Origin of the sequence: Pseudomonas promysalinigenes (assembly GCF_014269025.2) — a bacterium.
In the GTDB taxonomy this organism is placed as follows: Bacteria; Pseudomonadota; Gammaproteobacteria; order Pseudomonadales; family Pseudomonadaceae; genus Aquipseudomonas; species Aquipseudomonas promysalinigenes.
Genome location: NZ_CP077094.1, coordinates 2,649,473 through 2,672,178, shown reverse-complemented (window position 1 = coordinate 2,672,178; position 22,706 = coordinate 2,649,473). Strand labels below are relative to the sequence as shown.

Annotated in this window: 22 protein-coding genes; 9 read left to right on the top strand and 13 right to left on the bottom strand. The window is 61.4% G+C overall.

The window, feature by feature from the left end; all coding sequences use genetic code 11:
• The first annotated feature begins 37 nt into the window (after positions 1 to 37).
• Together HU725_RS12095 and HU725_RS12090 are read left to right on the top strand one after the other, a co-directional pair.
• Positions 38 to 460, top strand: a complete 423-nt coding sequence (locus HU725_RS12095; RefSeq protein ID WP_186477829.1) for a VOC family protein — start codon at positions 38 to 40, stop codon at positions 458 to 460.
• A 187-nt stretch (positions 461 to 647) separates the two neighbouring features.
• Complete coding sequence (locus tag HU725_RS12090) at positions 648 to 2,321, top strand: MFS transporter (RefSeq protein ID WP_060477105.1); 1,674 nt, start codon at positions 648 to 650, stop codon at positions 2,319 to 2,321.
• 55 nt (positions 2,322 to 2,376) lie between these two features.
• Here HU725_RS12090 and HU725_RS12085 read toward each other — a convergent pair whose 3' ends face one another.
• Both HU725_RS12085 and HU725_RS12080 read right to left on the bottom strand, forming a co-directional pair.
• Positions 2,377 to 2,946: a hypothetical protein gene (locus HU725_RS12085; protein ID WP_186477828.1), complete on the bottom strand. Its 570-nt coding sequence runs from the start codon at positions 2,944 to 2,946 to the stop codon at positions 2,377 to 2,379.
• Positions 2,947 to 3,022: 76 nt separating this feature from the next.
• Entirely contained in the window at positions 3,023 to 3,409 is a 387-nt protein-coding gene (locus HU725_RS12080; RefSeq protein WP_186477827.1) for a VOC family protein, read from the bottom strand.
• A gap of 222 nt (positions 3,410 to 3,631) precedes the next feature.
• On the opposite strand from HU725_RS12080, the gene HU725_RS12075 reads away from it, so the two are divergent.
• Complete coding sequence (locus HU725_RS12075) at positions 3,632 to 4,537, top strand: LysR family transcriptional regulator (protein WP_186477826.1); 906 nt, start codon at positions 3,632 to 3,634, stop codon at positions 4,535 to 4,537.
• A 60-nt stretch (positions 4,538 to 4,597) separates the two neighbouring features.
• On the opposite strand, the gene HU725_RS12070 is transcribed toward HU725_RS12075, so the two are convergent.
• Complete coding sequence (locus HU725_RS12070; RefSeq protein ID WP_060477109.1) at positions 4,598 to 5,014, bottom strand: RidA family protein; 417 nt, start codon at positions 5,012 to 5,014, stop codon at positions 4,598 to 4,600.
• Positions 5,014 to 6,330 (bottom strand): flavin-containing monooxygenase, encoded by a 1,317-nt coding sequence (locus HU725_RS12065; RefSeq protein WP_186477825.1) that lies wholly within the window; start codon positions 6,328 to 6,330, stop codon positions 5,014 to 5,016. The genes HU725_RS12070 and HU725_RS12065 overlap by 1 nt, the downstream gene beginning before the upstream one ends.
• 290 nt (positions 6,331 to 6,620) lie before the next feature.
• Here HU725_RS12065 and HU725_RS12060 point away from each other — a divergent pair, with 290 nt between their 5' ends.
• Positions 6,621 to 7,298 carry a DUF1028 domain-containing protein gene (locus HU725_RS12060; protein WP_186477824.1) on the top strand — a complete coding sequence of 226 codons (678 nt, stop codon included), beginning with the start codon at positions 6,621 to 6,623 and terminating at the stop codon, positions 7,296 to 7,298.
• Positions 7,291 to 8,451 carry an acetylornithine deacetylase gene (argE, locus tag HU725_RS12055; RefSeq protein ID WP_186477823.1) on the top strand — a complete coding sequence of 387 codons (1,161 nt, stop codon included), beginning with the start codon at positions 7,291 to 7,293 and terminating at the stop codon, positions 8,449 to 8,451. Before HU725_RS12060 ends, argE begins: the two co-directional genes overlap by 8 nt.
• Before the next feature lie 33 nt (positions 8,452 to 8,484).
• On the opposite strand, the gene HU725_RS12050 is transcribed toward argE, so the two are convergent.
• From HU725_RS12050 to HU725_RS12040, 3 genes are all read right to left on the bottom strand, one after another.
• On the bottom strand, positions 8,485 to 9,756 hold the full coding sequence (locus tag HU725_RS12050; RefSeq protein WP_186477822.1) for a carbohydrate porin: 1,272 nt from the start codon (positions 9,754 to 9,756) through the stop codon (positions 8,485 to 8,487).
• Positions 9,757 to 9,883: 127 nt separating this feature from the next.
• Positions 9,884 to 12,301: a glucose/quinate/shikimate family membrane-bound PQQ-dependent dehydrogenase gene (locus HU725_RS12045; RefSeq protein WP_186477821.1), complete on the bottom strand. Its 2,418-nt coding sequence runs from the start codon at positions 12,299 to 12,301 to the stop codon at positions 9,884 to 9,886.
• A 212-nt stretch (positions 12,302 to 12,513) separates the two neighbouring features.
• Positions 12,514 to 12,867, bottom strand: a complete 354-nt coding sequence (locus tag HU725_RS12040; RefSeq protein ID WP_186477820.1) for a cupin domain-containing protein — start codon at positions 12,865 to 12,867, stop codon at positions 12,514 to 12,516.
• 118 nt (positions 12,868 to 12,985) lie between these two features.
• Between HU725_RS12040 and HU725_RS12035 the strand changes: the two genes are divergently transcribed.
• Positions 12,986 to 13,885, top strand: a complete 900-nt coding sequence (locus HU725_RS12035) for a LysR family transcriptional regulator (protein ID WP_060477116.1) — start codon at positions 12,986 to 12,988, stop codon at positions 13,883 to 13,885.
• Positions 13,886 to 13,996: 111 nt separating this feature from the next.
• Entirely contained in the window at positions 13,997 to 15,196 is a 1,200-nt protein-coding gene (locus tag HU725_RS12030) for an MFS transporter (RefSeq protein ID WP_186477819.1), read from the top strand.
• Positions 15,197 to 15,202: 6 nt separating this feature from the next.
• Here the strand turns inward: HU725_RS12030 and HU725_RS12025 are convergent, their stop codons facing one another.
• Complete coding sequence (locus HU725_RS12025) at positions 15,203 to 15,814, bottom strand: LysE family translocator (RefSeq protein ID WP_186477818.1); 612 nt, start codon at positions 15,812 to 15,814, stop codon at positions 15,203 to 15,205.
• Positions 15,815 to 15,913: 99 nt separating this feature from the next.
• Between HU725_RS12025 and HU725_RS12020 the strand changes: the two genes are divergently transcribed.
• On the top strand, positions 15,914 to 16,918 hold the full coding sequence (locus HU725_RS12020; RefSeq protein ID WP_186477817.1) for a GlxA family transcriptional regulator: 1,005 nt from the start codon (positions 15,914 to 15,916) through the stop codon (positions 16,916 to 16,918).
• Here the strand turns inward: HU725_RS12020 and HU725_RS12015 are convergent.
• From HU725_RS12015 to HU725_RS12005, 3 genes are all read right to left on the bottom strand, one after another.
• Positions 16,885 to 17,736, bottom strand: coding sequence for a CAP domain-containing protein (locus tag HU725_RS12015; RefSeq protein WP_186477816.1), 852 nt, complete (start codon positions 17,734 to 17,736; stop codon positions 16,885 to 16,887). The genes HU725_RS12020 and HU725_RS12015 overlap by 34 nt on opposite strands.
• Before the next feature lie 165 nt (positions 17,737 to 17,901).
• Positions 17,902 to 18,513, bottom strand: coding sequence for a cell wall hydrolase (locus HU725_RS12010; protein WP_186477815.1), 612 nt, complete (start codon positions 18,511 to 18,513; stop codon positions 17,902 to 17,904).
• 47 nt (positions 18,514 to 18,560) lie between these two features.
• Entirely contained in the window at positions 18,561 to 19,478 is a 918-nt protein-coding gene (locus tag HU725_RS12005; protein ID WP_060477122.1) for an AEC family transporter, read from the bottom strand.
• Positions 19,479 to 19,600: 122 nt separating this feature from the next.
• Between HU725_RS12005 and sodC the strand changes: the two genes are divergently transcribed.
• Positions 19,601 to 20,116, top strand: coding sequence for a superoxide dismutase family protein (gene sodC / locus HU725_RS12000; RefSeq protein ID WP_186477814.1), 516 nt, complete (start codon positions 19,601 to 19,603; stop codon positions 20,114 to 20,116).
• Positions 20,117 to 20,361: 245 nt separating this feature from the next.
• Here sodC and HU725_RS11995 read toward each other — a convergent pair whose 3' ends face one another.
• Entirely contained in the window at positions 20,362 to 21,198 is an 837-nt protein-coding gene (locus tag HU725_RS11995; RefSeq protein WP_060477124.1) for a bifunctional allantoicase/(S)-ureidoglycine aminohydrolase, read from the bottom strand.
• Between the two features lie 132 nt (positions 21,199 to 21,330).
• The gene (locus HU725_RS11990; RefSeq protein WP_186477813.1) at positions 21,331 to 22,695 is read right to left on the bottom strand and encodes an LLM class flavin-dependent oxidoreductase; all 1,365 of its coding nucleotides are present in this window, start codon (positions 22,693 to 22,695) and stop codon (positions 21,331 to 21,333) included.
• Positions 22,696 to 22,706: the final 11 nt, after the last annotated feature.

Sequence of the window (22,706 nt, the reverse complement as noted above, 5' to 3'; positions counted from 1 at the left end):
GGCCAACGCCCGTGGGAACGTTAAAAGGAGGCATCGCATGCGACCGTTCACCATCAAGCACATCGATCACCTGGTGCTGCGGGTTGCCGACCTGCAGCGCAGCTTAGGCTTCTATCGAGATTTGCTGGGTTGCTCGGTCAGCCGTGAGCGCCCGGACCTGGGCATGGTTCATTTGGCCACCGGCACGGCGATGATCGACTTGGTCACCCTCGATGGCCCGCTGGGCCGGCCGGGCGGCCCGGCACCGGGCGAGCAAGGGCGCAACCTGCATCACTTCTGCCTGCGTATCGAACCTTTCGACGAACCGGCGCTGACGGCTTACCTGCAAGCGGCAGGCGTAAGGGTTGAACCGGCCGAAAACCGCTATGGCGCGGAAGGCGAAGGGCCATCGATGTACTGCTTCGATCCTGACGGCAACCAGGTCGAGCTCAAGGGGCCTGTATCAAGTAGTGCGGGGTAATGCTGCTGTCGATACTGGCAAGTGGACATAGCGGCAAAGCCGATTATGCTTTAGAAACCTGCTGCGATCCGAGGCGGCTGTCCTCGTCGTGCTTCGCGCAACCAATGCTAGCCCTAGGGCCTGGGTGCGACGGTGTAATGGGTGTGAGGTACTCCGGCCTTCGATAACCAAACGACGGAGGCAACCCATGGCGGTTCTCGACAGCGCATCTTCGGGCAGTAGCGCGCCCCAACGGGGTATCACCAGGGAGGAGCGTAAAGTTATCTTCGCGTCCTCGCTGGGTACTGTATTTGAATGGTACGACTTCTACCTATACGGCTCGCTGGCTGCGATCATCGCCAAGCACTTCTTCGCTGGCGTCAATGAAACCACATCGTTCATCTTCGCCTTGCTTGCATTTGCCGCAGGTTTCGCCGTGCGGCCGTTCGGCGCAATCGTGTTTGGCCGGCTGGGCGACATGATCGGGCGCAAATACACGTTTCTGATCACCATCGTCATCATGGGCCTTTCGACCGCAGTGGTGGGGCTGCTGCCCAGCTACGCGACGATTGGCGTAGCAGCGCCGGTCATTCTGATTACCCTGCGCCTCTTGCAGGGCCTGGCGTTGGGCGGCGAGTACGGCGGCGCCGCCACCTACGTGGCTGAGCACGCGCCCAAGGGCCGGCGGGGTTTCTTTACCGCGTGGATTCAGACTACCGCCACGCTGGGCTTGTTCCTGTCGCTGCTGGTAATCCTTGCTTGCCGCACCTTGATGGGTACCGAGGTGTTCGAAGCCTGGGGGTGGCGTGTACCGTTCCTGCTTTCGATCTTGCTGTTGGCAATTTCGGTGTACATCCGCATGCAGCTCAATGAGTCGCCGGTATTCATGAAGATGAAAGCCGAAGGCAAGGCGTCCAAAGCGCCGCTGACCGAGTCGTTCGCCCGTTGGGACAACCTCAAAGTGGTGATCATGTCGCTGCTCGGCGGTACGGCCGGGCAGGCTGTGGTGTGGTACACCGGGCAGTTCTATGCGCTGTTCTTCCTGTTGCAGATGCTCAAGATCGACCCACAGACCGCCAACCTGTTGATCGCTGGCTCCTTGCTGATCGGTACACCGTTCTTCATTTTCTTCGGCAGCCTGTCGGATCGCATCGGTCGCAAGAAAATCATCATGGCCGGTTGCATCATCGCAGCCCTGACCTACTTCCCGATTTTCAAGGCGCTGACCGAGTACGGTAACCCTGACGTGTTCGTGGCACAGGAGCAGAACCCAGTGGTGGTGGTCGCCGACCCTGGCCAGTGCGCATTCCAATTCGACCCGGTAGGCAAGGCCAAATTCGCAAGTTCCTGCGACATCGCCAAGAGCCTGCTGGCCAAACGAGCGATTCCTTACACCAACCAGGCTGCCGAGCCTGGTAGCGTGGCGCAGGTGCGTATCGGTGAGCGGGTGATCCCAAGTTTCGATGGCAGCAGCCTGGCTGCAGCCGACTTGAAGACCCAGAGTGATGCCTTTACCGCAACAATGAGTGCTGCGCTGAAAGAGGCAGGTTACCCGGAGAAAGCTGACCCAGCGAAAATCCACTATCCGATGGTGCTGTTGTTGCTCACCCTGTTGGTGATCTACGTGACCATGGTCTATGGCCCCATCGCCGCGTGGCTGGTGGAGTTGTTCCCTGCACGCATTCGCTACACCTCGATGTCCCTGCCTTACCATATTGGCAATGGCTGGTTCGGCGGTTTTCTGCCGACAGTGGCATTCGCTATGGTGGCAGCGACGGGTGATATCTACTACGGGTTGTGGTACCCCATCGTGATTGCGGTGATGACCGCCGTGCTGGGGATCTTCTTCTTGCCAGAAACCAAGGACCGGGATATCAGCTGAGCGCGGCAGGCCTCATCGTCATTGACCGGCGATGAGGCCTGCTGGGCAAGCCTGTTCAATCGAAGTAGCCTCGCAAACCGAATGCGTATCCAGTATCCACGTCCTTGGCTTGAGCCCGCCCTGGGCGTTTGTTCATGACGAACTCGAAAGCCGGTTCGTACAAGCCGTCGCGCACGATCGCGCCCGCCAGCACCTCTACGTCATACCAGCCATTGTCCAGCTCGATGATCGGCCGCCCCGGCACCTGGTAGCGGGCCATCAGGTCACCCAGGGTCTTGGGCGTGAAGTGCTGCAGAATGCGCCACGTGTAGAGCATGACGGCGCGGTGCTGCACCTGGAGCACATAACCGTTGCGCCGGTGCTTGAGGCGGCTGCCGGATGCGAGCAGGGCAGGTGTCGCATTATCGAGGGTGAACAGAATGTGGTAAGGCAGGTTGTCGACGCCCGCCAGTGGTATCACTACGCCCTCGGCAACTGCCTTGTCGCCGCTGTCGTTGTGGGTGAATTCGTGGGCCAGGTCATCGCGAAGCTGATGTTCGCGCTTGAAACGTTCGAGCAGTTGGATATCGCCGAGCAAGAAGTAATCCACAAGGTCGTTGAGCACTTCGCTGAATTCGTGGCGCATCTGTTTTCCTTATTGTGGCGCACGGGACACAGCTGCAATGTAGCCAATGGCAGCGTCGGCTGCCATTGGCTGGCACTCAATGTTTCTGGGCGATCTGAATCAGGTTGCCACAGGTGTCGTCGAACACTGCGACGATCACCGGGCCAAGGTCGGTGGGCGGCTGAGTAAAGGCCACGCCGGCCTTGCACAGCCGTGTGTATTCGGCCTGGATATCGCGCACGCTGAAGGAGGTGGCAGCGATGCCGTCCTGCTTCAGTGCCTGCTTGTAGGTCTTCGCAGCGGGGTGAGCATCGGGCTCCAGTAGCAGCTCGACGCCGTTGGGGTCGTTGGGTGAGGTCAGCGTCAGCCAGCGATGCTGGCCCATGGGTACGTCTTGCTTGGGTTCGAAACCGAGAACGTAATGGTAGAAAGCCAGAGCTTTGGCCTGGTCGTCAACGAGAATGCTGGTGACAACGATCTTCATAGGCACATACCTTACTGCGGGTCGTTAATCGTCAGTAAAGACGGTCCTGCTCAATTCACCAGTAGGGCGTGTTGTTGCTGGTAGGCGAGTGGGCCCATGCAGCACCAAATTATGCTCAAGCCATAGGCAAATCCTTGGTGCTTGGCGGCCCACTGATTCAAACCGCAAGGTAAAGTGACAATAAATTCCTAGGCGCCTGTCGATGGCGTCAACGAGGTGCCTGTGGCTTCCTACACCCTGCGACAACTCAAATACTTCGTCACCACCGTGGAGGCCGGCAGCGTCGCCGAGGCCTCGCGCCAGCTTTACATCGCCCAGCCGTCGATCTCGACGGCAATCAAGGGCCTGGAAGAAAGCTTCGGTGTGCAGTTGTTCATTCGCCACCATGCCCAGGGCGTTTCGCTGACCCCCAGCGGCAAGCGTTTTTACGCCAAGACCAAGTCGTTGTTGCAAATGGCTCACGAGTTCGAGCAGAACGCCCTTGCCGACAACGACACCGTAGCCGGGCAGATCGACATCGGCTGCTTCGAAACCGTGGCGCCACTGTATCTGCCGCGGCTGATCGCAGGATTCCGCGAGCGCTATCCTGGCGTGGACATACGCCTGCGCGACGGTGAACAGCAAGACCTGATCCAGGGCCTGACCGCAGGGACGTTCGATCTGGCGTTTCTTTATGATCATGATCTGGACGGCACCATCGAAGCCGAACCTTTGATGCCGCCGCAAAAGCCGTACGTGTTGCTGCCTGAGAAGCACCGTTTCGCTGGCCAGACGCAAGTGTCGCTGCGCGATCTGTGCCCGGAGCCGATGATCTTGCTGGATGTGGCGCCAAGCCGGACCTACTTCGTCAGCTTGTTCAACGAGATGGGGCTGACGCCAAACATCGTTTTCAGTTCGCCGTCGATCGAAATGGTGCGCGGGATGGTGGGGCAGGGCTTTGGATTCTCGTTGCTGGTCACACGACCACACTCCGAGTGCACCTATGACGGGCAGAAACTGGCGATGATCGACATCGCCGAGCCTGTGGCCTTGTCAGGGTTGGCTGCTGCGCACTTGAAGCGGGTGCAATTGACCAAGCCGGCGCAGCTGTTCGTCGAATTCTGCCGCGAAGAACTGGCCAGGTTCTGACCAAGCTTCGCGGCTAAAGCCGCGAGTGGGGCGCTATGCGCCCCTACGGCTGGTGCCGGATCACTGTTGATCCGGGAGCACCGCGATCACATCGATTTCCATCAGCCATTCGGCCTGGGCCAGGCCGGCTACCACCAGCCCGGTGGAGATGGGGAACACGCCCTTCAGCCATTTGCCGACTTCCTTGTACACCGGCTCGCGAAAGCGCGGGTCGGTGATGTAGGTAGTGGTTTTGACGATGTGGGAAAGGTCCGAGCCAGCTTCTTCCAGCAACTGTTTGACGTTCTTCATCGCCTGTTCGGCCTGTGCCCGAGGGTCGCCCAGGCCCACCAGTTTACCTTCGAAGTCGGTCCCGACCTGGCCGCGCACATAAATGGTATTACCAGCCCGTACGGCCTGGCACAGGTCGTTGTCCAGGGTCTGGTTGGGATAGGTTTGTTTGGTGTTGAACATGCGGATGCGAGTATGGGTAGGCATCAGTGGGCTCCGATGGTGCTGACGTTGCTGATGGAGTTGTCTTGCTCATCCGCTTGGCGCTGGTCGCGGTCACGGTAAGCCAGGTAGGTGCGTTGGGTGGCGATGTGGCCGGCGACATGCTTGGCGTCGTGCCACACCCCCCAAATGAACGAAGAGCCACGCCGCGACAGCCAAGGCAGGCCCAGGAAGTACACGCCAGGCTCGCGGGCTACGCCGCGCTGGTGCTGGGGTTTGCCATTGGCGTCGAAGGTGTCGACCTGCAACCAGCTGAAGTCCACGCCATAGCCGGTCGCCCAGATGATGCTGGTGACGCCAGCCTGGGCCAGGTCCAGTTGCTGCAGCGGGTCGACCATGCATGCCGGGTCGGCGAGGCGCTTGCGTGCCTCAGGCTCCTCTGGCAGGTCCAGGCCGTTACGCTCTACATAGGCGTCGGCCGCATCCAGCAGGGCCAGGTAATTTTCATCACCGCGGTTGATGTTCTCGACAAGGTTGTCCTGAAAGCGTGCCACGCCGTTTTCGAATGACTGGGTCAGGCCAACCAAGGTCATGCCCTGGTGAGCGAGAGCGCGAAAGTCCACGGTGTGTCCGCCGCGTGCGCCGCTGACGGCGATGGTCACGTGCTCGCGGCCTGGCTTGGCGATTTCAGCGTCCCACTCGCCCAACACCCCCAGCCACCAGCAGAAGTCGCGGTTGCGGTAGGCACGGGGTGGGCGGTCGTGGGCGCCTACCGACAAGTACACCTTGCGCCCTGCACGCATCAGCTCTTCTGCGATCTGCACACCGGAGGACCCGGCGCCGACGACCAGCACGCCGCCCTCGGGCAACTGCTCAGGGTTGTAATAGGCAGCCGAGTGGATCTGGTGCAGGTTGGCGTCTTTCGGCGCGATGGCCGGAATAACGGGTTTCTGGAATGGGCCGGTCGCGGCAACCACCCGGTTGGCGCGGATCACGCCTTCGCTGGTTTCGATGGTGAAACCGGGGCGGTCAGCGTTGCGAACCACCTTCTTCACTTCGATGCCGGTACGAACCGGAAGGTTGTACTTACGTACGTACTGTTCGAAGTAGTCGGCAACCTGGTCCTTGCCGGCGAAGGCGTCAGCATCAAGGTTGAATTCCAGCCCTGGGAAGCGGTCGTGCCAGACTGGGCCGTTGGCCACCAGTGAATCCCAACGGCCTGTGCGCCACGCTTGAGCGATACGGTTGCGTTCCAGCACCAAGTGCGGCACACCGAGCTTGCTCAGGTGTTCGCTCATTGCTACGCCGGCCTGGCCGGCGCCTACCACGAGCGTGTCGATTTCGATGTTGTTCAGTGTCATGTCCGAGCCCTTTGTCAGGCGGTTTTTGTCAGGTCGGTTTGGAGGACCGCCGTTGCCTGGGGCCAGACTAGGGATGCCGGAAAAATCGCGAAAATAGTATTTAGCTGGGACTTGCCGATAAAACGGCGAAGGCCCTGACTTGCATGGCGTTGGCGTTGATTTCAAGTGGTTCGCAGCCGCTTTGTGGCCCTTAGTTTTTTCCTGTTCAAGGCGCAGGAAAATGTTGGTTTCGTATGCCTTAAGGTTCTGCCCAGAATGCTGGCATTGCACAGAACAACAGGAGCTTAACCATGACCTTTTCCATCATCGGTCGTTGCCAGGAGACCGGCCAGGTCGGTATCGCCATCAGCTCGTCGAGTATCGCTGTGGGTGCCCGTTGCCCGTGGGTGCGCGCAGGTGTAGGTGCGGTGTCCACCCAGAACATCACATTGCCTGCGTTGGGCCCGCAGATCCTCGACGCCATGGAGCAAGGGCAGTTGGCGCCTGCGGCCGCGCTTGACCGGGTACTAAGTGCCAATGGCTGGGGCGAGTATCGTCAGGTCACGGTCATCGACAGCCATGGGCAAGTGGCCTTGTTCACGGGTAAGCAAGCGTTGGGGGTGCACAACGCCGTTGCGGGCGAGCAATGCGCAGCGGCGGGTAATCTGCTGTCTTCGCCCGAAGTGATTGAGGCCATGGTTCAGGCCTTCGAGCAGGCCGGCGGGCACTTGGCAGACCGACTGCTGGCGGCCATGCATGCAGCGATGGCAGCCGGTGGCGAGGCGGGCCCCGTACACTCGGCGGCGTTGAAGATTGCAGGCGAGTTGACCTGGCCGCTGGTAGACCTGCGTGTGGACTGGGCCGAGCAGGACCCGATAGGCGCGCTCGATGGCCTGTGGCAGGCGTATCGGCCGCAAATGCAGGATTACGTTACCCGCGCGCTGAACCCGACGACAGCCCCAAGTTACGGGGTGCCAGGCGATGAATGAGCTCAGCAGCCGTGCCTTGCTGGAGCGGTTGGTGGGCTTTGCCACTGTCAGCCGCGACTCCAACCTTGAGCTGATTGAGTTCATCCGCGACTACCTGGCTGGGTATGGAGTGGTGTGCGAGTTGTTCCATAACCCTGAGCGCACCAAGGCGAACCTCTTTGCCACCATCGGCCCTCAGGACCAGGGTGGCGTTGTGCTGTCCGGTCACACCGATGTCGTGCCGGTGGACGGGCAGGCTTGGACGCTGCCGCCATTTGCGCTGACCGAGCGCGACGGGCGCCTGTATGGCCGTGGTACGGCTGATATGAAGGGGTTCATCGCTTCGGTACTGGCTGCGGTGCCGGCTTTTGTTGCGCAACCACTGCGCATGCCTGTTCACCTGGCGTTCTCCTATGACGAAGAGGTCGGCTGCCTGGGCGTGCGTTCGATGCTCGACGCGCTGCAAAAGCGCCCGCACAAGCCACGCCTGTGCCTGATCGGTGAGCCTACCGAACTCAAGCCTGTGCTGGGCCATAAGGGCAAGCTGGCAATGCGTTGTGAGGTCCAGGGCGCAGCGTGCCACTCGGCTTACGCACCTTTAGGGGTCAATGCCATCGAGTATGCCGCCAAACTGATCGGCAAATTGGGCGAAATCGGCGATGCCTTGGCGTTGCCTGCGCACCACGACACACGTTTCGACCCGCCTTTTTCTACTGTGCAGACTGGAGTGATCAAAGGGGGCACGGCGTTGAACATCGTGCCGCAAGCCTGTGCATTCGACTTCGAGGTACGCGCCTTGCCTGGATACGAGGCACAGGCGGTGGCCGACCAGTTGCAGACCTATGCCGAGGCCGAGCTGCTGCCGCGCATGCGCAGCATCAGCGCTGCCAGCGCCATCCGCTTGCAACCGCTGAGCGCCTACCCTGGCTTGGCCACGCCCCCTGACAGTGAAGCCGCGCGTTTGCTGGCGTTGCTCAGTGGCTCGCAGGACTTTGGCACCGTTGCCTTCGGCACCGAGGGCGGCTTGTTCGACCAGGCCGGTGTTGCGACCGTGGTATGTGGGCCGGGCAGCATGGACCAAGGGCACAAACCCGACGAATTCATCAGTGTCGAGCAGTTGCAGGGCTGTGACGCCATGCTGCTGAGACTGGCGGAATACCTGCGCCAGCGCTAAGGCGCAACGGGGCTGCCCGGCAGCCCCTGCGGTTCAGAATGACGCCTTTACCTGAAGCCCGAACACCAGCGCGTTGTCGATGTCCTTCCCGGAAAACGCGCCGGGCTCAATGATGTATTGCACATCAGGGCGCAGATTCAGCCAGGGCGTTGCCTGGTAGCCGTAGCTCAGCTCGATCAGTTGCTCGGCATTGTCGATGTTGGGGAACGGTTGCCCGGCATTGAATGCGGCATCTTCGAGCACTTGGCGGCTGCGCGGGTTCGGCACGGCGCGGCCATAGCCCAATGCCACGGTATCGCGGGGGCGGCCTTCGAACGGCTTGTACAACACAACGCCTGCGCCATACCACTTGGTGAACGGCGAAGCAGCTTCGCTTGCTGCTGAGTATTGACCAAAGGCGTGCAGGCTACGGCCAGGGGAGCCTGCGTCATTCCAGACCGCCTGGTCGATCAGCAGGTAATGCCCGCCACGACCCGCCACTTCCTTGTCACTGTCGATGCGTTTGACGTTGGAGCTGTCGTAGTAGTAACCGAGCTTGTACTCGCCCGGCAGTTGACCTTGCAGCTTGTACACCAGCTCTACCGGCACTACTGTGCCAGTGGTGTGCTTGGGCCCCAGGTGCCAGGCGCGGCTGGAGTTGCCGTTGCTTTGCGGGTCGACGTTGAACGCCGCCACGCGAAGTTGCCAGGACGGCGAAAAGTCGTATTTCACTCGCGCACCCAAGTGGGCGTTGGGGTAGTTGGCCCAACCGCTGCCGCCGGACATGTTCAGCGGGTGGCCGCAGAAGCCAGCGTTCATGAAATTGCACAGGATGCCGCTGTCCAGGCCGCCGAGGTCATTGCCCATGGCCATGTAGCCGAGTTTGATATTGAGGGCCGGCGTGAACAGGGTGCGTTCGTAGCTCAGCTCGGTCAGGCGGGTGTAAAGCCCACCGTAGTTTTCCTGAATGGGCAGGCGGTTACCGACCAGATCCTCGGAGGCGCTGTTGCCGCGACGGTCGTTGATGGTCAGCTGGATTTTGCCGCCGTTGTCCAGGCCGTACAGTTTCGACAGGTCGAACTGAGCACCCAGTTTGATGTTTTGCGAATACCGCGCCGAACGGTGCAGGCCACCGTGGGCGTTGTAGGCGGTTTCGCCACTGTAATCGCCAGTGATCTTGACGCCATCTTCTTCGAGCTGATGGCGCAGGCCGCCCCAGTCTCCGGTCAGGGTGCTACGCTGGAGCAGGTCGCCTTCAGCCAGGGCAGGCGTGCTGGCCAAGGCCAGCAGCAGGGCAGGAGTGGTGATACGAATTGCGGATGGCATTGCTGTGTCTCTTGCTGTTCTTGAAAGCCATTCGCAGATGAACCCGCCCCCTCAGGACTGCCTCATCAATTTGGGGCAGTGACGTTCCTGTGGGAGCGGGCTCACCCGCGAACATTGCGACTGGGTCTTACGGCAGCGCGTAAGAAATCACATAGTCGCCACGATCAGTCGATTGGCGCGCACCGCCAGCGGTGACTACCACGTACTGCTTGCCGGTTTTCGGCGAAACGTAGGTCATCGGGCCGCCCTGGCTGCCAACAGGCAGGCGGGCTTTCCAGATTTCCTTACCGTTGCTGCTGTCGTAGGCACGCAGGTAGAAGTCCTGAGTGCCGGCGATGAACACCAGGCCACCTTGGGTCGACAGGGTGCCGCCAAGGGTCGGCAGGCCGATCTTTATCGGCAGGTGCATGCGGATGCCCAGCGGACCTGTGTCTTCCACGGTACCGACCGGTACCTGCCAGGCGATCTGACGCGACTTCATGTCGATAGCGGTGAGGGTGCCGAATGGCGGCGCCTGGCAAGGAATGCCAGCAATCGACAGGAAGCGGTTTTTGTTGACCGCGTAAGGGGTGCCCTTGAGCGGTACGGCGCCCATGCCGGTGTTCAGCGCTTCACCACCGGATGCTGCGCCGCCCTTGTTTTGCGATGGGATCATCTGGATCCACAGGCCAAGGCGCATGTCATTGACGAAGATGAAGCCATGCACCGGGTCAGTGGAGATGCTGCCCCAGTTCATGCCACCTAGCGAACCTGGGAAGCTCAGCGACAGGTCAGTCCCCGGCGCGGTGTACAGGCCGTCGTAGCGCATCTTCTTGAAGTCGATGCGGCACAGCAGTTGGTCGTACGGCGTAGCGCCCCACATATCCGATTCGGTGAGCGTCTGCGCGCCGATTTGCGGCATGCCTACCGACTTGGGCTGGGTTGGGGAGTAGGGTTCGTTAGGAATGTTGCTTGGCTTGACCGGTACTTCGTCGACTTGGGTCAGCGGTTTGCCGGTGGCACGATCCAATACGTAGATCTGCCCAGCCTTGGTGCCGATCACCACTGCAGGCACGGACTGGCCGTCGTCCTTGGTGAAGTCGATCAGGCTCGGTTGCATCGGCAGGTCGAAGTCCCACAGGTCGTTGTGAACGGTCTGGAATACCCACTTCTGGTTGCCCGTGGTCGCGTCCAGGGCCAGTACGGATGCGCCATAGGTGTGGTCCAGCTTGCTGCGCTCAACGCCATAAATGTCGGTGGACGAGGAGCCCATGGGCAGGAACACAGTGTTCATGGCCGGGTCGTAGGACATCGGGGCCCAGCTGTTCGGCGTGCTGCGCACATAAGTGCTGTCGCCTTCTGGCGCCTTGCGATCTTGTGGGTTGCCCGGGTCGAAGGCCCAACGCATTTGCCCGGTGATCACGTCGAAGCCACGAATTACGCCGCCTGGCATATCGGTCTGGACGTTATCGGCAACCCGGCCGCCAACCACCACAGTGGTGCCGGCCATCAGCGGTGCGGAAGATAGCTGATAGTACGAGTCCGGTACATCACCCAGGCCGGCCTTGAGGTCAACCTGGCCATTGTTGCCGAAGCCCTGGCAGAACTGGCCGTTGTCGGCGTCCACGGCAATCAGGCGGCCATCGATAGTATTGGTCAGCAGGCGACGTTGGCAGTTGGCACCGGCCGGGACACTGCCCCCTTCGATCGGCGAACTATTGGGCTGCGTCGGCTGGGCGATCGCGGCGGTGGCATCGAAATAAGCCATGCCACGGCAACGCTGCCACACCTTGGACTGGGCGTTGATCGCGTTCTTCCAGAGCTCTTTGCCAGTGTCGGCATCGAGGGCGATCAGGTTGTTGTGCGGCGTGCAGATGAACACTTTATTGCCGATCTGCAGCGGGGTCAGCTGGTCTTCGGCGCCGTTGCCGTCACTGATGGCGACATCACCGGTATGGTAGGTCCAGGCCACCTTGAGCTTATTGACGTTGTCGCGGTTGATCTGGTCAAGCGCGGCGAAGCGGCTGCCGCCTTCGGTATTGCCGTAGTGAGCCCAGTCCTTCTGCTCTTTGCCGGCTTCAACTGGCGTCACGCCAGGGCCTTTACCGGTTGGAGCCACGCTTGGGTGGGCGACGAACATATTGCCCACCGCAATTGCCAGCACGACTGCCAGCACCCCAGCGATGCCATAGGCTCCACGGCCCGCGCCGACGCCGTTGGCGCGGGCCAGCATCGGGTACACCAACGCCACAACCAGGCCGATCACGGCGAACATGAACAGGCGCGAGAACAGCGGCCAGAAAACCAGGCCCGCGTCGATCAGTGCCCAGATTGCAGTACCTAGCACAAATGCCGCATACAGCCAGGCGCCGGCAACTTTGCGGCGTGCGATCAGAATACCGGCAATGGCCATGGCCAAGCCGCCAATCAGGAAGTACCAGGAGCCGCCCAAGCCTGCGAGCTTGACGCCGCCCGCAGCCAGGAGCAGGCCAAGCAGGGCGACGATCACGCCCAAGCCGGCCAGGATGATTTTCGAGGCGCCAGAGGCGCGCGATGTTTCGTTCATGCCAGGGATCTCAGCAGGTGGAATGCGCGCAGTTTAAGCCCTTAGCTTGCTAATTAACAAGTTGGTACATAATTTTATGAGGCTGATTGTCGCAGGGCCTAACGGGCTCAGATGTATCTAAAAGGCTAGATCAGTCGCGAAAATCTGCCGAATGGCGCGTTTGATCCCAATTAAAAATAACCGAGTGGCATGAAGTACTCTCACTCGCTTGTTCAGAGGCTAGGCCATGGGCGGTCGATCCCGTGAAACACCGCAAGCCACACAGTGTGTTGCCCTGGCGCTGTCCATTCCACGCGATGCCGGCAGTGGGCTGGGATGTCCAGGCAGTCGCCGGGTACCAGCAAGCGGGTATAGTCCTCATGCTCTAGACGCAATCCGGCACTGCCGGTCAGCAGTAGAATCCATTCGCCCTCGGCCTGGTCATACCAGAAGCCTGCAGGGCTGGCCTGGCCGCAGGAAACGATGCGCTCGATGCGCATGCCGGGGCGCTTGAGCAGCTCGTCGACGCGCTCGGCGGCGGTGGCATCGCAGTGGGGGAGGTTATTGAGCAGGTTGCTGAGGGTCATGTGGCGTTCTCGTGGCGGAGGAAGTGCTACCACTATGGACCTGGATGCTCTGGTGCGCGCTTCTTGACCGCCCCTGTGGTTTGTAGGAGTGTTCCCAGACCTGAAAATTGGAGTGTCCATGGACAAGCTCATGGCGATGAGGATGTTCATCGCGACCGTCGACGCCCGTGGCTTTTCGGCCGCGGCGCGCAGGCTTGGCGTGGCGACTTCGTCGGTCACTCGTCTGGTCGATGCACTGGAGGCGCAGCTCGGTGCCACCTTGCTCAACCGCTCCACGCGACAGGTCAGTCTGACCGAGGCGGGCGCGCGTTACTTGGCAAGGGCCAGGGAAATCTTCGACGCCGTGCAAGAGGCGGACGCCAGTGTCGCCGACCGAGGCGACGAGCCGGTCGGCGTGCTACGCCTGTGCTTGCCCGTGGAGTTCGGCCGACGTGTGATTGCACCGCACCTGGGGCCTTTCTTGGCAAAACACCCGGCGCTCGAGCTGGACATCGATATGAGCGACCGGCTGGATGACCTGCTCGATGGCCGCTACGATCTCTCTATTCGCCTAGGCGATCCCGCCGCGAACGATGAGCTGGTGTGCCGACAGCTGGGGCGGTTTCAGCGTTGGCTGGTGGCAAGCCCCGAATACCTTGCCGCGCATGACACCCTGCTGCACCCCGAGCAACTGCTGCAGCATGCCTGCCTGCGTTTTCGCTATGGGCAAAAGGCTCGCCCCTGGCGCCTGCAACGTGCGGATCAGTTGCTGGAACTGGATGTAAGCGGGCCGCTGCGTAGCGCCAATGCTGACCTGTTGCGCGAAGCGGCACTGGCTGGTAGCGGAATCGCCTTATTGGCCGACTGGCTCGTGCACGAGGACGTTGCAGCCGGGCGTCTGCGACGCTTGCTCGGGGATTGGCAGGCCAGCCCAGGCAGCGCAAACGACAGCATCAACGCCCTGTACTTGCCCAACCACCGAGGGTCGCGTCGGGTAAGCGCGTTCATTGGTTTCTGCCAGGGGCTGCTCAGGCCCTGATGGACACCGTTGCGCCAGCCGCAAAGCCCCGTTGCGTAGCGGCTGGATTCTCTGATCATCAGGTGCCCGGTAAGGTGCCGGTACATCGAATCTGTTACCGAGGTATCTTGCATGAATGGCTCACTTGCCGCTGCCCAGCCAGCCCATGCCGGTCTAAGCCGTGCTCTGGTCGCGCTGCTGGCATTTTGTTGTGGCGCGATCGTCGCAAACATTTACTACGCCCAGCCCATTATCGGGCTGATCGCGCCAGACCTTGGCTTGTCGACCGAGCGCGCCAGCCTGATCGTATCGCTCACCCAGCTGGGCTATGCGCTGGGCTTGTTGCTGCTAGTGCCGCTGGCCGACCTGGTGGAAAATCGCCGGTTGATGATCATCACCGCTGTTCTGGCGTGCGTTAGCCTGTTGCTGGCAGGCACCAGCAGCAACGGGCAGGGGCAGATATTTCTGGCCTACGCCTTGTTGATCGGGTTCAGCTCGGTAGCCGTTCAGATGCTCATCCCTTTGGCTGCACACCTTGCGCCCGAGCAACAGCGCGGGCGGGTGGTGGGTAATATCATGGGTGGCCTGTTGTTGGGCATATTGCTGGCGCGGCCTTTGTCGAGCCTGATCGCCGACCATTTTGGCTGGCGGACGGTGTTCATCGGGGCCGCTGCCCTGATGCTGGCGATCATCGTGCTGCTGGCCCTGAGCTTGCCGCGTCGGGTGCCCGAGCACAGGGCCAGTTACGCCGGGCTGATGCTGTCGCTGATTGCCCTGCTGCGCCAGTACCCTGTGCTGCGTCAGCGCTCGTTGTACCAGGCGTTGATGTTCGCGGCATTCAGCCTCTACTGGACCGCCGCGCCACTGGCCTTGGCCAGTGAGCATGGGCTGTCGCAAAGCCAGATTGCCTTGTTTGCCCTGGTCGGTGCGGTGGGCGCCATTGCCGCCCCCATCGCCGGCCGCCTGGCCGATGCGGGCCATGCCCGTGCCGGTTCCCTGGTGGCGCTGCTGCTGGCGCCGGTGTCGTTGCTGCTAGGGTTGACCTCGCCTGGGTACACCGTCATCGGACTGGGGCTGACAGGGGTGCTGCTGGATTTTGCAGTGCAGATGAACATGGTCATTGGCCAGCGTGAAGTGTACGCACTGGACCCAGCCAGTCGTGGCCGGCTCAACGCGCTGTACATGACCAGCATCTTCCTGGGCGGGGCCGTGGGCTCGGCGTTGGCCAGTGGCCTGTATGCCCAGCACGGTTGGCAGGGGGTGGCTCTGGTGGGGGCAGCGTTGCCGGGGGCTGCGCTGGTCGTCTTCCTGCTGATTTCCAGGCGCACTTGAGTGGCCTCAGCGGCTCAGCGGCAAGGCTATACCAATCAACGCGAACAGGCTTGCACAGCAGCGATTGAAACCCTTGCCGCCCCTGGCCAGCCACGGTCGAATACGAAACGCCAGGCGCGCCAGTAGGTATTCGACGCAACATTCCACGCTAGCGAACGTCGCTGCCATGATCGCGAATTGTGCGAGCAGCCCGCGCTGCGGGTCGATGAACTGCGGCACAAACGCACCGTAGAACAACAGCACCTTGGGGTTTGCCATCGCAGACATCAGGCCCTGGCGCCACAGCGTCCAGTTGCTTCGGCCTGCATCATCCGCTGGCAGTTGCAGATGCAATGCGGGGCTGCGCCAGAGCCCTATGCCTAGCCATACCAGGTAAGCCCCGCCTACCCATTTGAGTACGGTCAGGACCGAGGCAGAGGCTTGCAGCAGTGCCGTCAGCCCGAACATCGCCAGCGCGATCAGCGCGCTGAAACCCAACACCCCGCCAGCAATGGTGAACAGCGTCCGACGTGCACCGTACAGGGCGCCATGGGTCAGCGCCAGCAGGCTGTTTGGGCCTGGAGTCAGCGACAGTCCGATGCTCGCCAACAGATAAATCAACCACGTATCCAGAGCCATCGTCGGGAGCCTTTGCCGGTTTGGGAAAAGTAAGTCTATGGAACGGCTCGCCAAGCGCAGGGTATTATCTGGACATCTAACGGTGTTCGGTGGACACACATGGCTCCAGACCTTCGCTTGGTGATCCTGCCGCTACCTGAGTTCGCGCTGTTGCCGTTCGGTGCGTTCATCGACAAGTTACGCTTCAGCGCCGATGACGAGGACTACAGCCAGCAGCGCTACTGCAGCTGGACCCTTGCGAGCCTTACCGGTCAGCCGGTGCCATCGAGCAGTGGCGCAGTGTTGCAGGTTCAGGCAGTGGCTGAACGGCTGCCTTGGTGCGACTATGACTATCTCGTGATATTTGGCTGCCGAAATGCCCAGGCCGCTGCGGCGTGGGCGCCTGATTACCAGCATCTGCTCAAGCGTGCTGCCAGGGCTGGGGTCAAATTGGTCGCCATCGATAACGCCGCTTTTCTGTTGGCTGCCTGCGGACTGCTGGACGGGCATGACGTCGTGGTGCACTGGCGCCACGAGGCGGAGTTTCGTACAGCCTTCCCGCATCTACGGGTGCTGCGCGAGCAGTTGTACTGTATCGATGGGGCGCGGATCACCTGCGCTGGCGGCACCGCAGCGATCGATCTTGCGGTGCAGTTGCTAACGGCGGGCTGCGGGCGTACCCGGGCGCTCAAGGGCCTGGCCGACATGCTCGTCGACGAGTCCCGCGACGGCCGCCACGCCTTGCGTTCGCTGGAAACCGATGCGGGGCAGGGGCGCCACGTGCAGCGCGCGACGGCACTGATGCGTCACCATTTGGGTACAGGGTGGTCGGTCGAGCACATGGCTGGGCAGTTGGGCATCAGCCGCCGGCAGTTGGACCGCCAGTTCAAGGCCAGTCATGGCATGAGCGCCAAGGCCTGGTGGTTGGAGACGCGCCTGCAGCAGGCACGTTGGCGACTGCTCAACACCCATCACAGCCTGGCGCAGATCGCTGATGAAGTCGGTTTGGGCGATGCCAGTTACTTGGGCAAATGTATCCGTCGGCGCTTTGGCTGCACCGCGCTGGCACTGCGCAACAGTGCGTCTCACATTCACTGCGGGGTGCCGAACAGGCCTGTCCAGTAGATACCCGCATCGCTTTTGGGGTCTACGGCATAGGCCCCGCCCATTTCCTGGAAGTCCGGGTTCATCAAGGTGGCGCAGTGGCCAGGGCTGTCGAGCCAGCCATCGACCACTTTCTGTGCGGTGTCGCGGCCAGCAGCGATATTTTCGCCAATCAACCGATACAGATAACCGGCAAGCTCAGCCCGGTCGCCCGGTGTGCGCCCGTCTTTGTCGATGTGGTCGAAAAAGTTCTGATTGGCCATCGCCCGCGTATGGTTGGCGGCCACGTCTGCCAGTACGGGGCTCCAGCTCAACGCCGATGCCGCAGGAAAAGGTTGCCCACCACACTGGCGCGGCGCTCTACGGGCGTTGTTGATTGCCTGCAAGAGCTTTTGCCCTTCGGCCTGCCAGTCGCCCAGCCGCCCGCTGAGCAAGGGGCGGGCGAGCACGATGCGCCAATCACGGCCTTCCTGACTGACGCCGATATCGACGAATTGGGGGTCAAGCACCACCTGGCAAAAGCTTTCCTTAATGGCATTCATGGCTGCGGCCGCATCGCGCGGGCCCGACAGGCTGATGGCCTGCACATTGACCATCGGATAGGCCGCGCGGCTCATGGCCTGTTGCAGATCGCGCGTGCCCTCCGGCGACAGGGCAAGGCGGGTATCGCTATTGAGCGCAGGCAGTTCCACCGACACGTCTTCACCACAGCGTTGAGCCTGGCTGCGGTAGGTGTTGATCGAATCGATCAGTTGCGCCTCTTCGCCGGTAACGGCCAGGGCGCTGGTCGACATGACCAGGCCCAGGGACAAGGCGGCAACGGATGACAGGACGCGCATGTGGATCTCCCTGTGGCTGGCAGCGTCTGGGTATGCGCTGCTCATCCTACACAAGCGCAGGGCTTTTGGCCCAGCCTCATGCGAAGCGAAAAAAACGCCAGCACTGACTTGCTGGCGGCGAAAGAGGGGGTAGACCGACGAACGCCGGAAAAGTGCCTTAGCGCGTCAACGCGCTAAGGCTTGATTGGGTTTGTAGAACAGAAAGTGCCGGGTTTCGGCAGTTTTGCGATAGGCCTTCGCCCAGGCGGGGTGGACCTTGCGGTCATGGAAGTACAGTGCGCCACCGGTGGGGTCTTTCAGCTGCTGATTCAACGCCTTGCGCGCGATTTCCTTGGCAACCTCGTAGCGCGAAGCTTCCTCGACCTGATCGGAGCGCCCATCGCACCACCATGAAAACTGGCAGGCCTTGGTTTCAACGCCCTGCTTGACCACGCCGCAGATGGTGTCTGGGAAGCCGTCGTGGCCTAACCGGTTGATCACCACGCTGGCCACGGCGCTCATGTCTCGCGCGTCGGCGCCTTTGGCTTCCCAGTAGATGCTGCGGGCCAGGCAGGTAACGCTGTCGTCCAGCGGTGCCTGGCCGGCCGGGTCGACTGCCTGCACCTCTGCTGGGGTGATGGTTTCCGGTTTCTTGGGTGGCGCGGCGTCCTCCACGACTTTTTTCTCAAGTTGCTCTGCTTTGTCTTCTGCAACCGCGGCTTTTGGGTTGTCCGCGGCATGCGAGGCGCATGTGAGCGCGGCTGCCGTCAAACCGATCACCATCCACGTCAGGCGCATGGTCATTATTCCAGAGATTGGCTGTTTGACAGTTTAGCCAAGCGGCGTCATTTAAGCGTTAGCATTAATACCAACGGTAGAGTCACGGCAGCCAGCATGGTTTGCACCGCAATAATCGTTGCCATCAACGGGGCGTTGCCGCCCATTTGGCGCGCCATCACATAGGATGATGAAGCGGTAGGCAAGGCCTGGAATAGCACAGCCACTACCGCTGCCTGCCCGTGTAGCCCAAGCAGCCGACACAGACCCCAAGTGGCCAAAGGCATGATCAAGAATTTGAATGCCGAGGCTGCCACCAGTGGCCGCACCTGCTGACCCAGGCTGGCGCCGCCCAAGGCCGCTCCCACGCACAATAGCCCTAAGGGCAAGGCCGCCTGGCCCAGTGCTTTGATGGTTGGCTCAATGCCGGCGGGCAGCCCTAAGCCGGTTACCCGCAGCAGCAGACCTGCGGCGCAGCCAACGATCAAAGGGTTGGCGAAGATGGCGCGCAACACGGTTGTCAGTGAGCTGTGGCGTGCGCTGAAACGCGCGAACACCAGCACGCAAAGCAGATTCACCAACGGCACGATGGAAGCGTTGGCCACTGCTGCCAGCGCAATACCGGCGCTGCCGTAAAGCCCGGCGGCGAGGGTGGCGCCGATGTAGTTGTTAAAGCGTACCCCACCCTGAAATACCGACGTGAAGTCGGCGCCCTCGTGGTTCACTGCACCTTGGTAAAGCACCAACAGCACTGCCCCGAGCAATGTCGAAAGCATCAATACCCCGACCATGCCCAGCACCGGTACGCCATTGAGGTCCGCGGTGGCCAGGCCATGCAGAAACAGTGACGGTAGCAGCACGTAATAGCTCAGGCGTTCGGCACCCGGCCAGAACGACTCGGCGAGCAAGCCGCGCGTGCGCAGCACCGTGCCCAGCCCGATCAGCAGAATGATTGGCACCAACGTAGTCAACAGCAGGTGAGGCATCTGTGCAGTTCCATGCAGGGAAGTGTTTCAGTCTGTGGCTGGATGGAATGCCTGGCAAGCTGCGCAGTCCCATTCGTTATGTGGGTATGAAGCCCGCCCAACCCAAGCCATGGAGAAATGACATGAAAGCATTCGTCGCCACCGCATTGCTGGCCTGCGCCGGTCTCGCTCAAGCCGCTCAGACGGTCGAGCTGAAGCTGGCCGGGGAGGATGGCCCAGGCAAGTCGATCGGTACCATCAGCATCGAACAGAATAAATATGGCACCCTGCTCACGCCCGATCTCAAGGACCTGCCGCCAGGTGTGCATGGCTTCCACCTGCACCAGAAAGGCTCTTGCGCAGCAGCTGCCGAAAACGGCAAAGCAGTGCCGGCGGGCGCGGCAGGCGGCCACTGGGACCCAGACGCGACCAACGCGCACAAAGGCCCATACGATGACAGTGGCCACCGGGGCGACCTGCCAGCGTTGTATGTGGGTGCCGATGGCAAAGCTACTTACCCGGTACTAGCACCACGGCTCAAGGCAGAGGACTTCAAAGGCCATGCGCTGATGGTGCACGCCGGCGGGGACAACCATAGCGACCACCCGGAGAAATTGGGCGGTGGTGGGGCGCGCGTGGCCTGTGGTGTGGTGCAGTGATGCTAGTGACCCGAAGCCGACTTTTCTGAATGCGCACATGGGGGCCTAAGCCCTGACCTAATGGGCTTTGAGCGCAACTGCAATCGATAGGCGGCTAGCCAAGACGGTCGCTCCCACACCTTTCGCACAAGCCTGTACGATCCGATTGGGAGCGCCTTTGCATCGCCAAGGGCCGCAAAGCGGCCCCGGCTTTATCAAGAAAACAGCGTTGAGCTGGTTGGTGAGCTTTAGGCAGCAGGCCTGACTCAGCGCTGCGGGTTGAGGGTCAGGTGCACGTGGCGGTTGACGTCTTTGTACAGCAGGTAGCTGAACTTGCCTGGGCCACCGGCATAGCAGGCTTGCGGGCAGAAGGCACGCAGCCACATGAAGTCGCCGGCTTCCACTTCGACCCAGTCCTGGTTCAAGCGGTACACTGCCTTGCCTTCCAGCACGTAGAGGCCGTGTTCCATGACGTGGGTTTCAGCAAATGGAATAACACCGCCAGGCTGGAAGGTGACGATGTTTACGTGCATGTCGTGACGCATGTCGGCCATGTCGACGAAGCGGGTGGTTACCCAGCGGCCTTCGGTACCTGGCATTTCGATGACGGTTGCGTTGTCACGGTGGGTGACGAACGACTCAGGCACGGCCAGGCCTTCGACTTTCTGGTAGTGCTTGCGCAGCCAGTGGAAAGTGACGTTGGCCTGGCTGTTGTTGCGCAGGCTCCACTCGGCACCTGGAGCCAGGAAGGCATAGCCACCCGGTGTGAGAGTGTGGTGCTTGCCTTCGACGGTAATGTCCAGTTGGCCTTCTACGATGAACACCACAGCTTCGGCGTTAGGGTCCAACTCGGGACGCTCACTGCCACCTTCCGGGGCTACTTCGACGATGTATTGCGAGAACGTTTCGGCGAAACCCGTCAGTGGTCGGGCGATGACCCACATGCGCATCTTGTCCCAGAACGGCAGGTGGCTGGTGACGATGTCACGCATCACGCCTTTGGGGATGACGGCGTAGGCTTCGGTGAACATGGCACGGTCAGTCAACAGCTCGGTTTGAGCTGGGTGCCCACCGTGGGGGGCGAAGTAAGAATGGTTCGACATGTGCGGTCTCGACTTGTTGTTCTCTCCCCGTGCCTTGAACCACACCGTCCGGTGCGTGCAGGGGATGTGCGGACAGCATAGAGGGCAGCCCGCATCATCCACAAATTAAATGTTGAAATACACGACATTCGATTACTGAATGCAGACGTTGCGTCCAGCATGGCCCTCCGGTAGCCGGTCGCCGTGACCAAAAAGCTTGTGCCGCAAGGTGCCGTGAGCATAGCTCAGCGGGTAACGGCCACGGCGCTGCAGCTCTGGCACCAAAAGTTCGACGACGTTGGCCAAGTCATCCGGCTGAACGGCGTAGGTCAGGTTGAACCCGTCAATGCCCGTCTGATCGAGCCAGTCCTCGAGTTGGTCGGCCACCTCGCTGGGATCGCCGACCAGCACCGGCCCGCGGCCGCCCAAACCGATGAATTCGGCCGCTTCACGCACCGTCCAACGGCGTTTGGGGTCGGCGGCCGTGAAAGCCGTCAAGGCGGCGCGCCCGGCGTCGTTTTCCACGTATTCGATGGGCGCTTGCGGGTCCAGGCCGGCCAAGTCAATGCCAGTCCAACCCGACAGCAGGGCCAGAGCTGCGTCCAAGTCGACGTAGCGGCGGTACTCGGCAAAGCGCGCTTGGGCTTGCGCAGTGGTTGGCGCGACGATCAGCAACGCCTGGGCGTAGATCAGAACCTGCGCTTGAGCACGCCCAGCCACTGCGCTTGCCTTGCGGATGCCGTCGGCGTAGCGACGCAGCACGGTCTGTGTCGGGCCGCTGATGAATACACACTCGGCATGCCGGGCGGCGAACTGCTGACCGCGTGCTGAGGCACCGGCCTGGAACAGCACCGGCGTGCGTTGGGGCGAAGGCTGGCACAGATGCATGCCAGGCACCTGGAAGTGCTCGCCCACATGACCGATCGGATGGACTTTCGACGGATCGATGTAACGGCCGCTTTCGCGATCCAGTTGTACTGCATCGTCTTCCCAGCTTTTCTCCCACAGTTTGTACAGCACATCGAGGTATTCCTCGGCCAGGTCGTAGCGCTGGTCGTGACCCAACTGACGCGCTGAGCCCAGGTTACGCGCGGCGCTGTCGAGGTAGCCGGTGACGATGTTCCAGCCAACTCTGCCATTGCTCAGGTGATCGAGCGTCGACATGCGTCGGGCGAATGGGTAAGGGTGCTCGTAAGTGAGCGAGAAAGTCACTCCGAACCCCAGATGCTCAGTGACTCCCGCCATTGCTGGCACCAGCAATAATGGATCGTTGACTGGTACTTGCACGCCCCCACGCAGGGCCGCGTGCGGGCCACCTTGGTAAACGTCGTATATTCCCAGCACATCGGCGATGAACAGCGCGTCGAACAGCCCGCGCTCCAGCAACTGCGCGAGGTCAGTCCAATAGCCCAAGCGGTTGAACGCCACGCTGGTGTTGCGTGGGTGTCGCCAAAGCCCTGGGGACTGATGGCTGGCGGCGTTCATGCTGAAGGCATTAAAGCGAATAGGGCGGGCCATTGCCTTCACTC

Coding starts and splice junctions, on each gene's coding strand:
- HU725_RS12095 (WP_186477829.1), top strand. CDS start 38: ATGCGACCGTTCACCATCAAGCACATCGATCACCTGGTGCTGCGGGTT.
- HU725_RS12090 (WP_060477105.1), top strand. CDS start 648: ATGGCGGTTCTCGACAGCGCATCTTCGGGCAGTAGCGCGCCCCAACGG.
- HU725_RS12085 (WP_186477828.1), bottom strand. CDS start 2,946: ATGCGCCACGAATTCAGCGAAGTGCTCAACGACCTTGTGGATTACTTC.
- HU725_RS12080 (WP_186477827.1), bottom strand. CDS start 3,409: ATGAAGATCGTTGTCACCAGCATTCTCGTTGACGACCAGGCCAAAGCT.
- HU725_RS12070 (WP_060477109.1), bottom strand. CDS start 5,014: ATGCCTACCCATACTCGCATCCGCATGTTCAACACCAAACAAACCTAT.
- HU725_RS12065 (WP_186477825.1), bottom strand. CDS start 6,330: ATGACACTGAACAACATCGAAATCGACACGCTCGTGGTAGGCGCCGGC.
- HU725_RS12060 (WP_186477824.1), top strand. CDS start 6,621: ATGACCTTTTCCATCATCGGTCGTTGCCAGGAGACCGGCCAGGTCGGT.
- argE (WP_186477823.1), top strand. CDS start 7,291: ATGAATGAGCTCAGCAGCCGTGCCTTGCTGGAGCGGTTGGTGGGCTTT.
- HU725_RS12050 (WP_186477822.1), bottom strand. CDS start 9,756: ATGCCATCCGCAATTCGTATCACCACTCCTGCCCTGCTGCTGGCCTTG.
- HU725_RS12045 (WP_186477821.1), bottom strand. CDS start 12,301: ATGAACGAAACATCGCGCGCCTCTGGCGCCTCGAAAATCATCCTGGCC.
- HU725_RS12040 (WP_186477820.1), bottom strand. CDS start 12,867: ATGACCCTCAGCAACCTGCTCAATAACCTCCCCCACTGCGATGCCACC.
- HU725_RS12035 (WP_060477116.1), top strand. CDS start 12,986: ATGGACAAGCTCATGGCGATGAGGATGTTCATCGCGACCGTCGACGCC.
- HU725_RS12030 (WP_186477819.1), top strand. CDS start 13,997: ATGAATGGCTCACTTGCCGCTGCCCAGCCAGCCCATGCCGGTCTAAGC.
- HU725_RS12025 (WP_186477818.1), bottom strand. CDS start 15,814: ATGGCTCTGGATACGTGGTTGATTTATCTGTTGGCGAGCATCGGACTG.
- HU725_RS12020 (WP_186477817.1), top strand. CDS start 15,914: ATGGCTCCAGACCTTCGCTTGGTGATCCTGCCGCTACCTGAGTTCGCG.
- HU725_RS12015 (WP_186477816.1), bottom strand. CDS start 17,736: ATGCGCGTCCTGTCATCCGTTGCCGCCTTGTCCCTGGGCCTGGTCATG.
- HU725_RS12010 (WP_186477815.1), bottom strand. CDS start 18,513: ATGCGCCTGACGTGGATGGTGATCGGTTTGACGGCAGCCGCGCTCACA.
- HU725_RS12005 (WP_060477122.1), bottom strand. CDS start 19,478: ATGCCTCACCTGCTGTTGACTACGTTGGTGCCAATCATTCTGCTGATC.
- sodC (WP_186477814.1), top strand. CDS start 19,601: ATGAAAGCATTCGTCGCCACCGCATTGCTGGCCTGCGCCGGTCTCGCT.
- HU725_RS11995 (WP_060477124.1), bottom strand. CDS start 21,198: ATGTCGAACCATTCTTACTTCGCCCCCCACGGTGGGCACCCAGCTCAA.
- HU725_RS11990 (WP_186477813.1), bottom strand. CDS start 22,695: ATGGCCCGCCCTATTCGCTTTAATGCCTTCAGCATGAACGCCGCCAGC.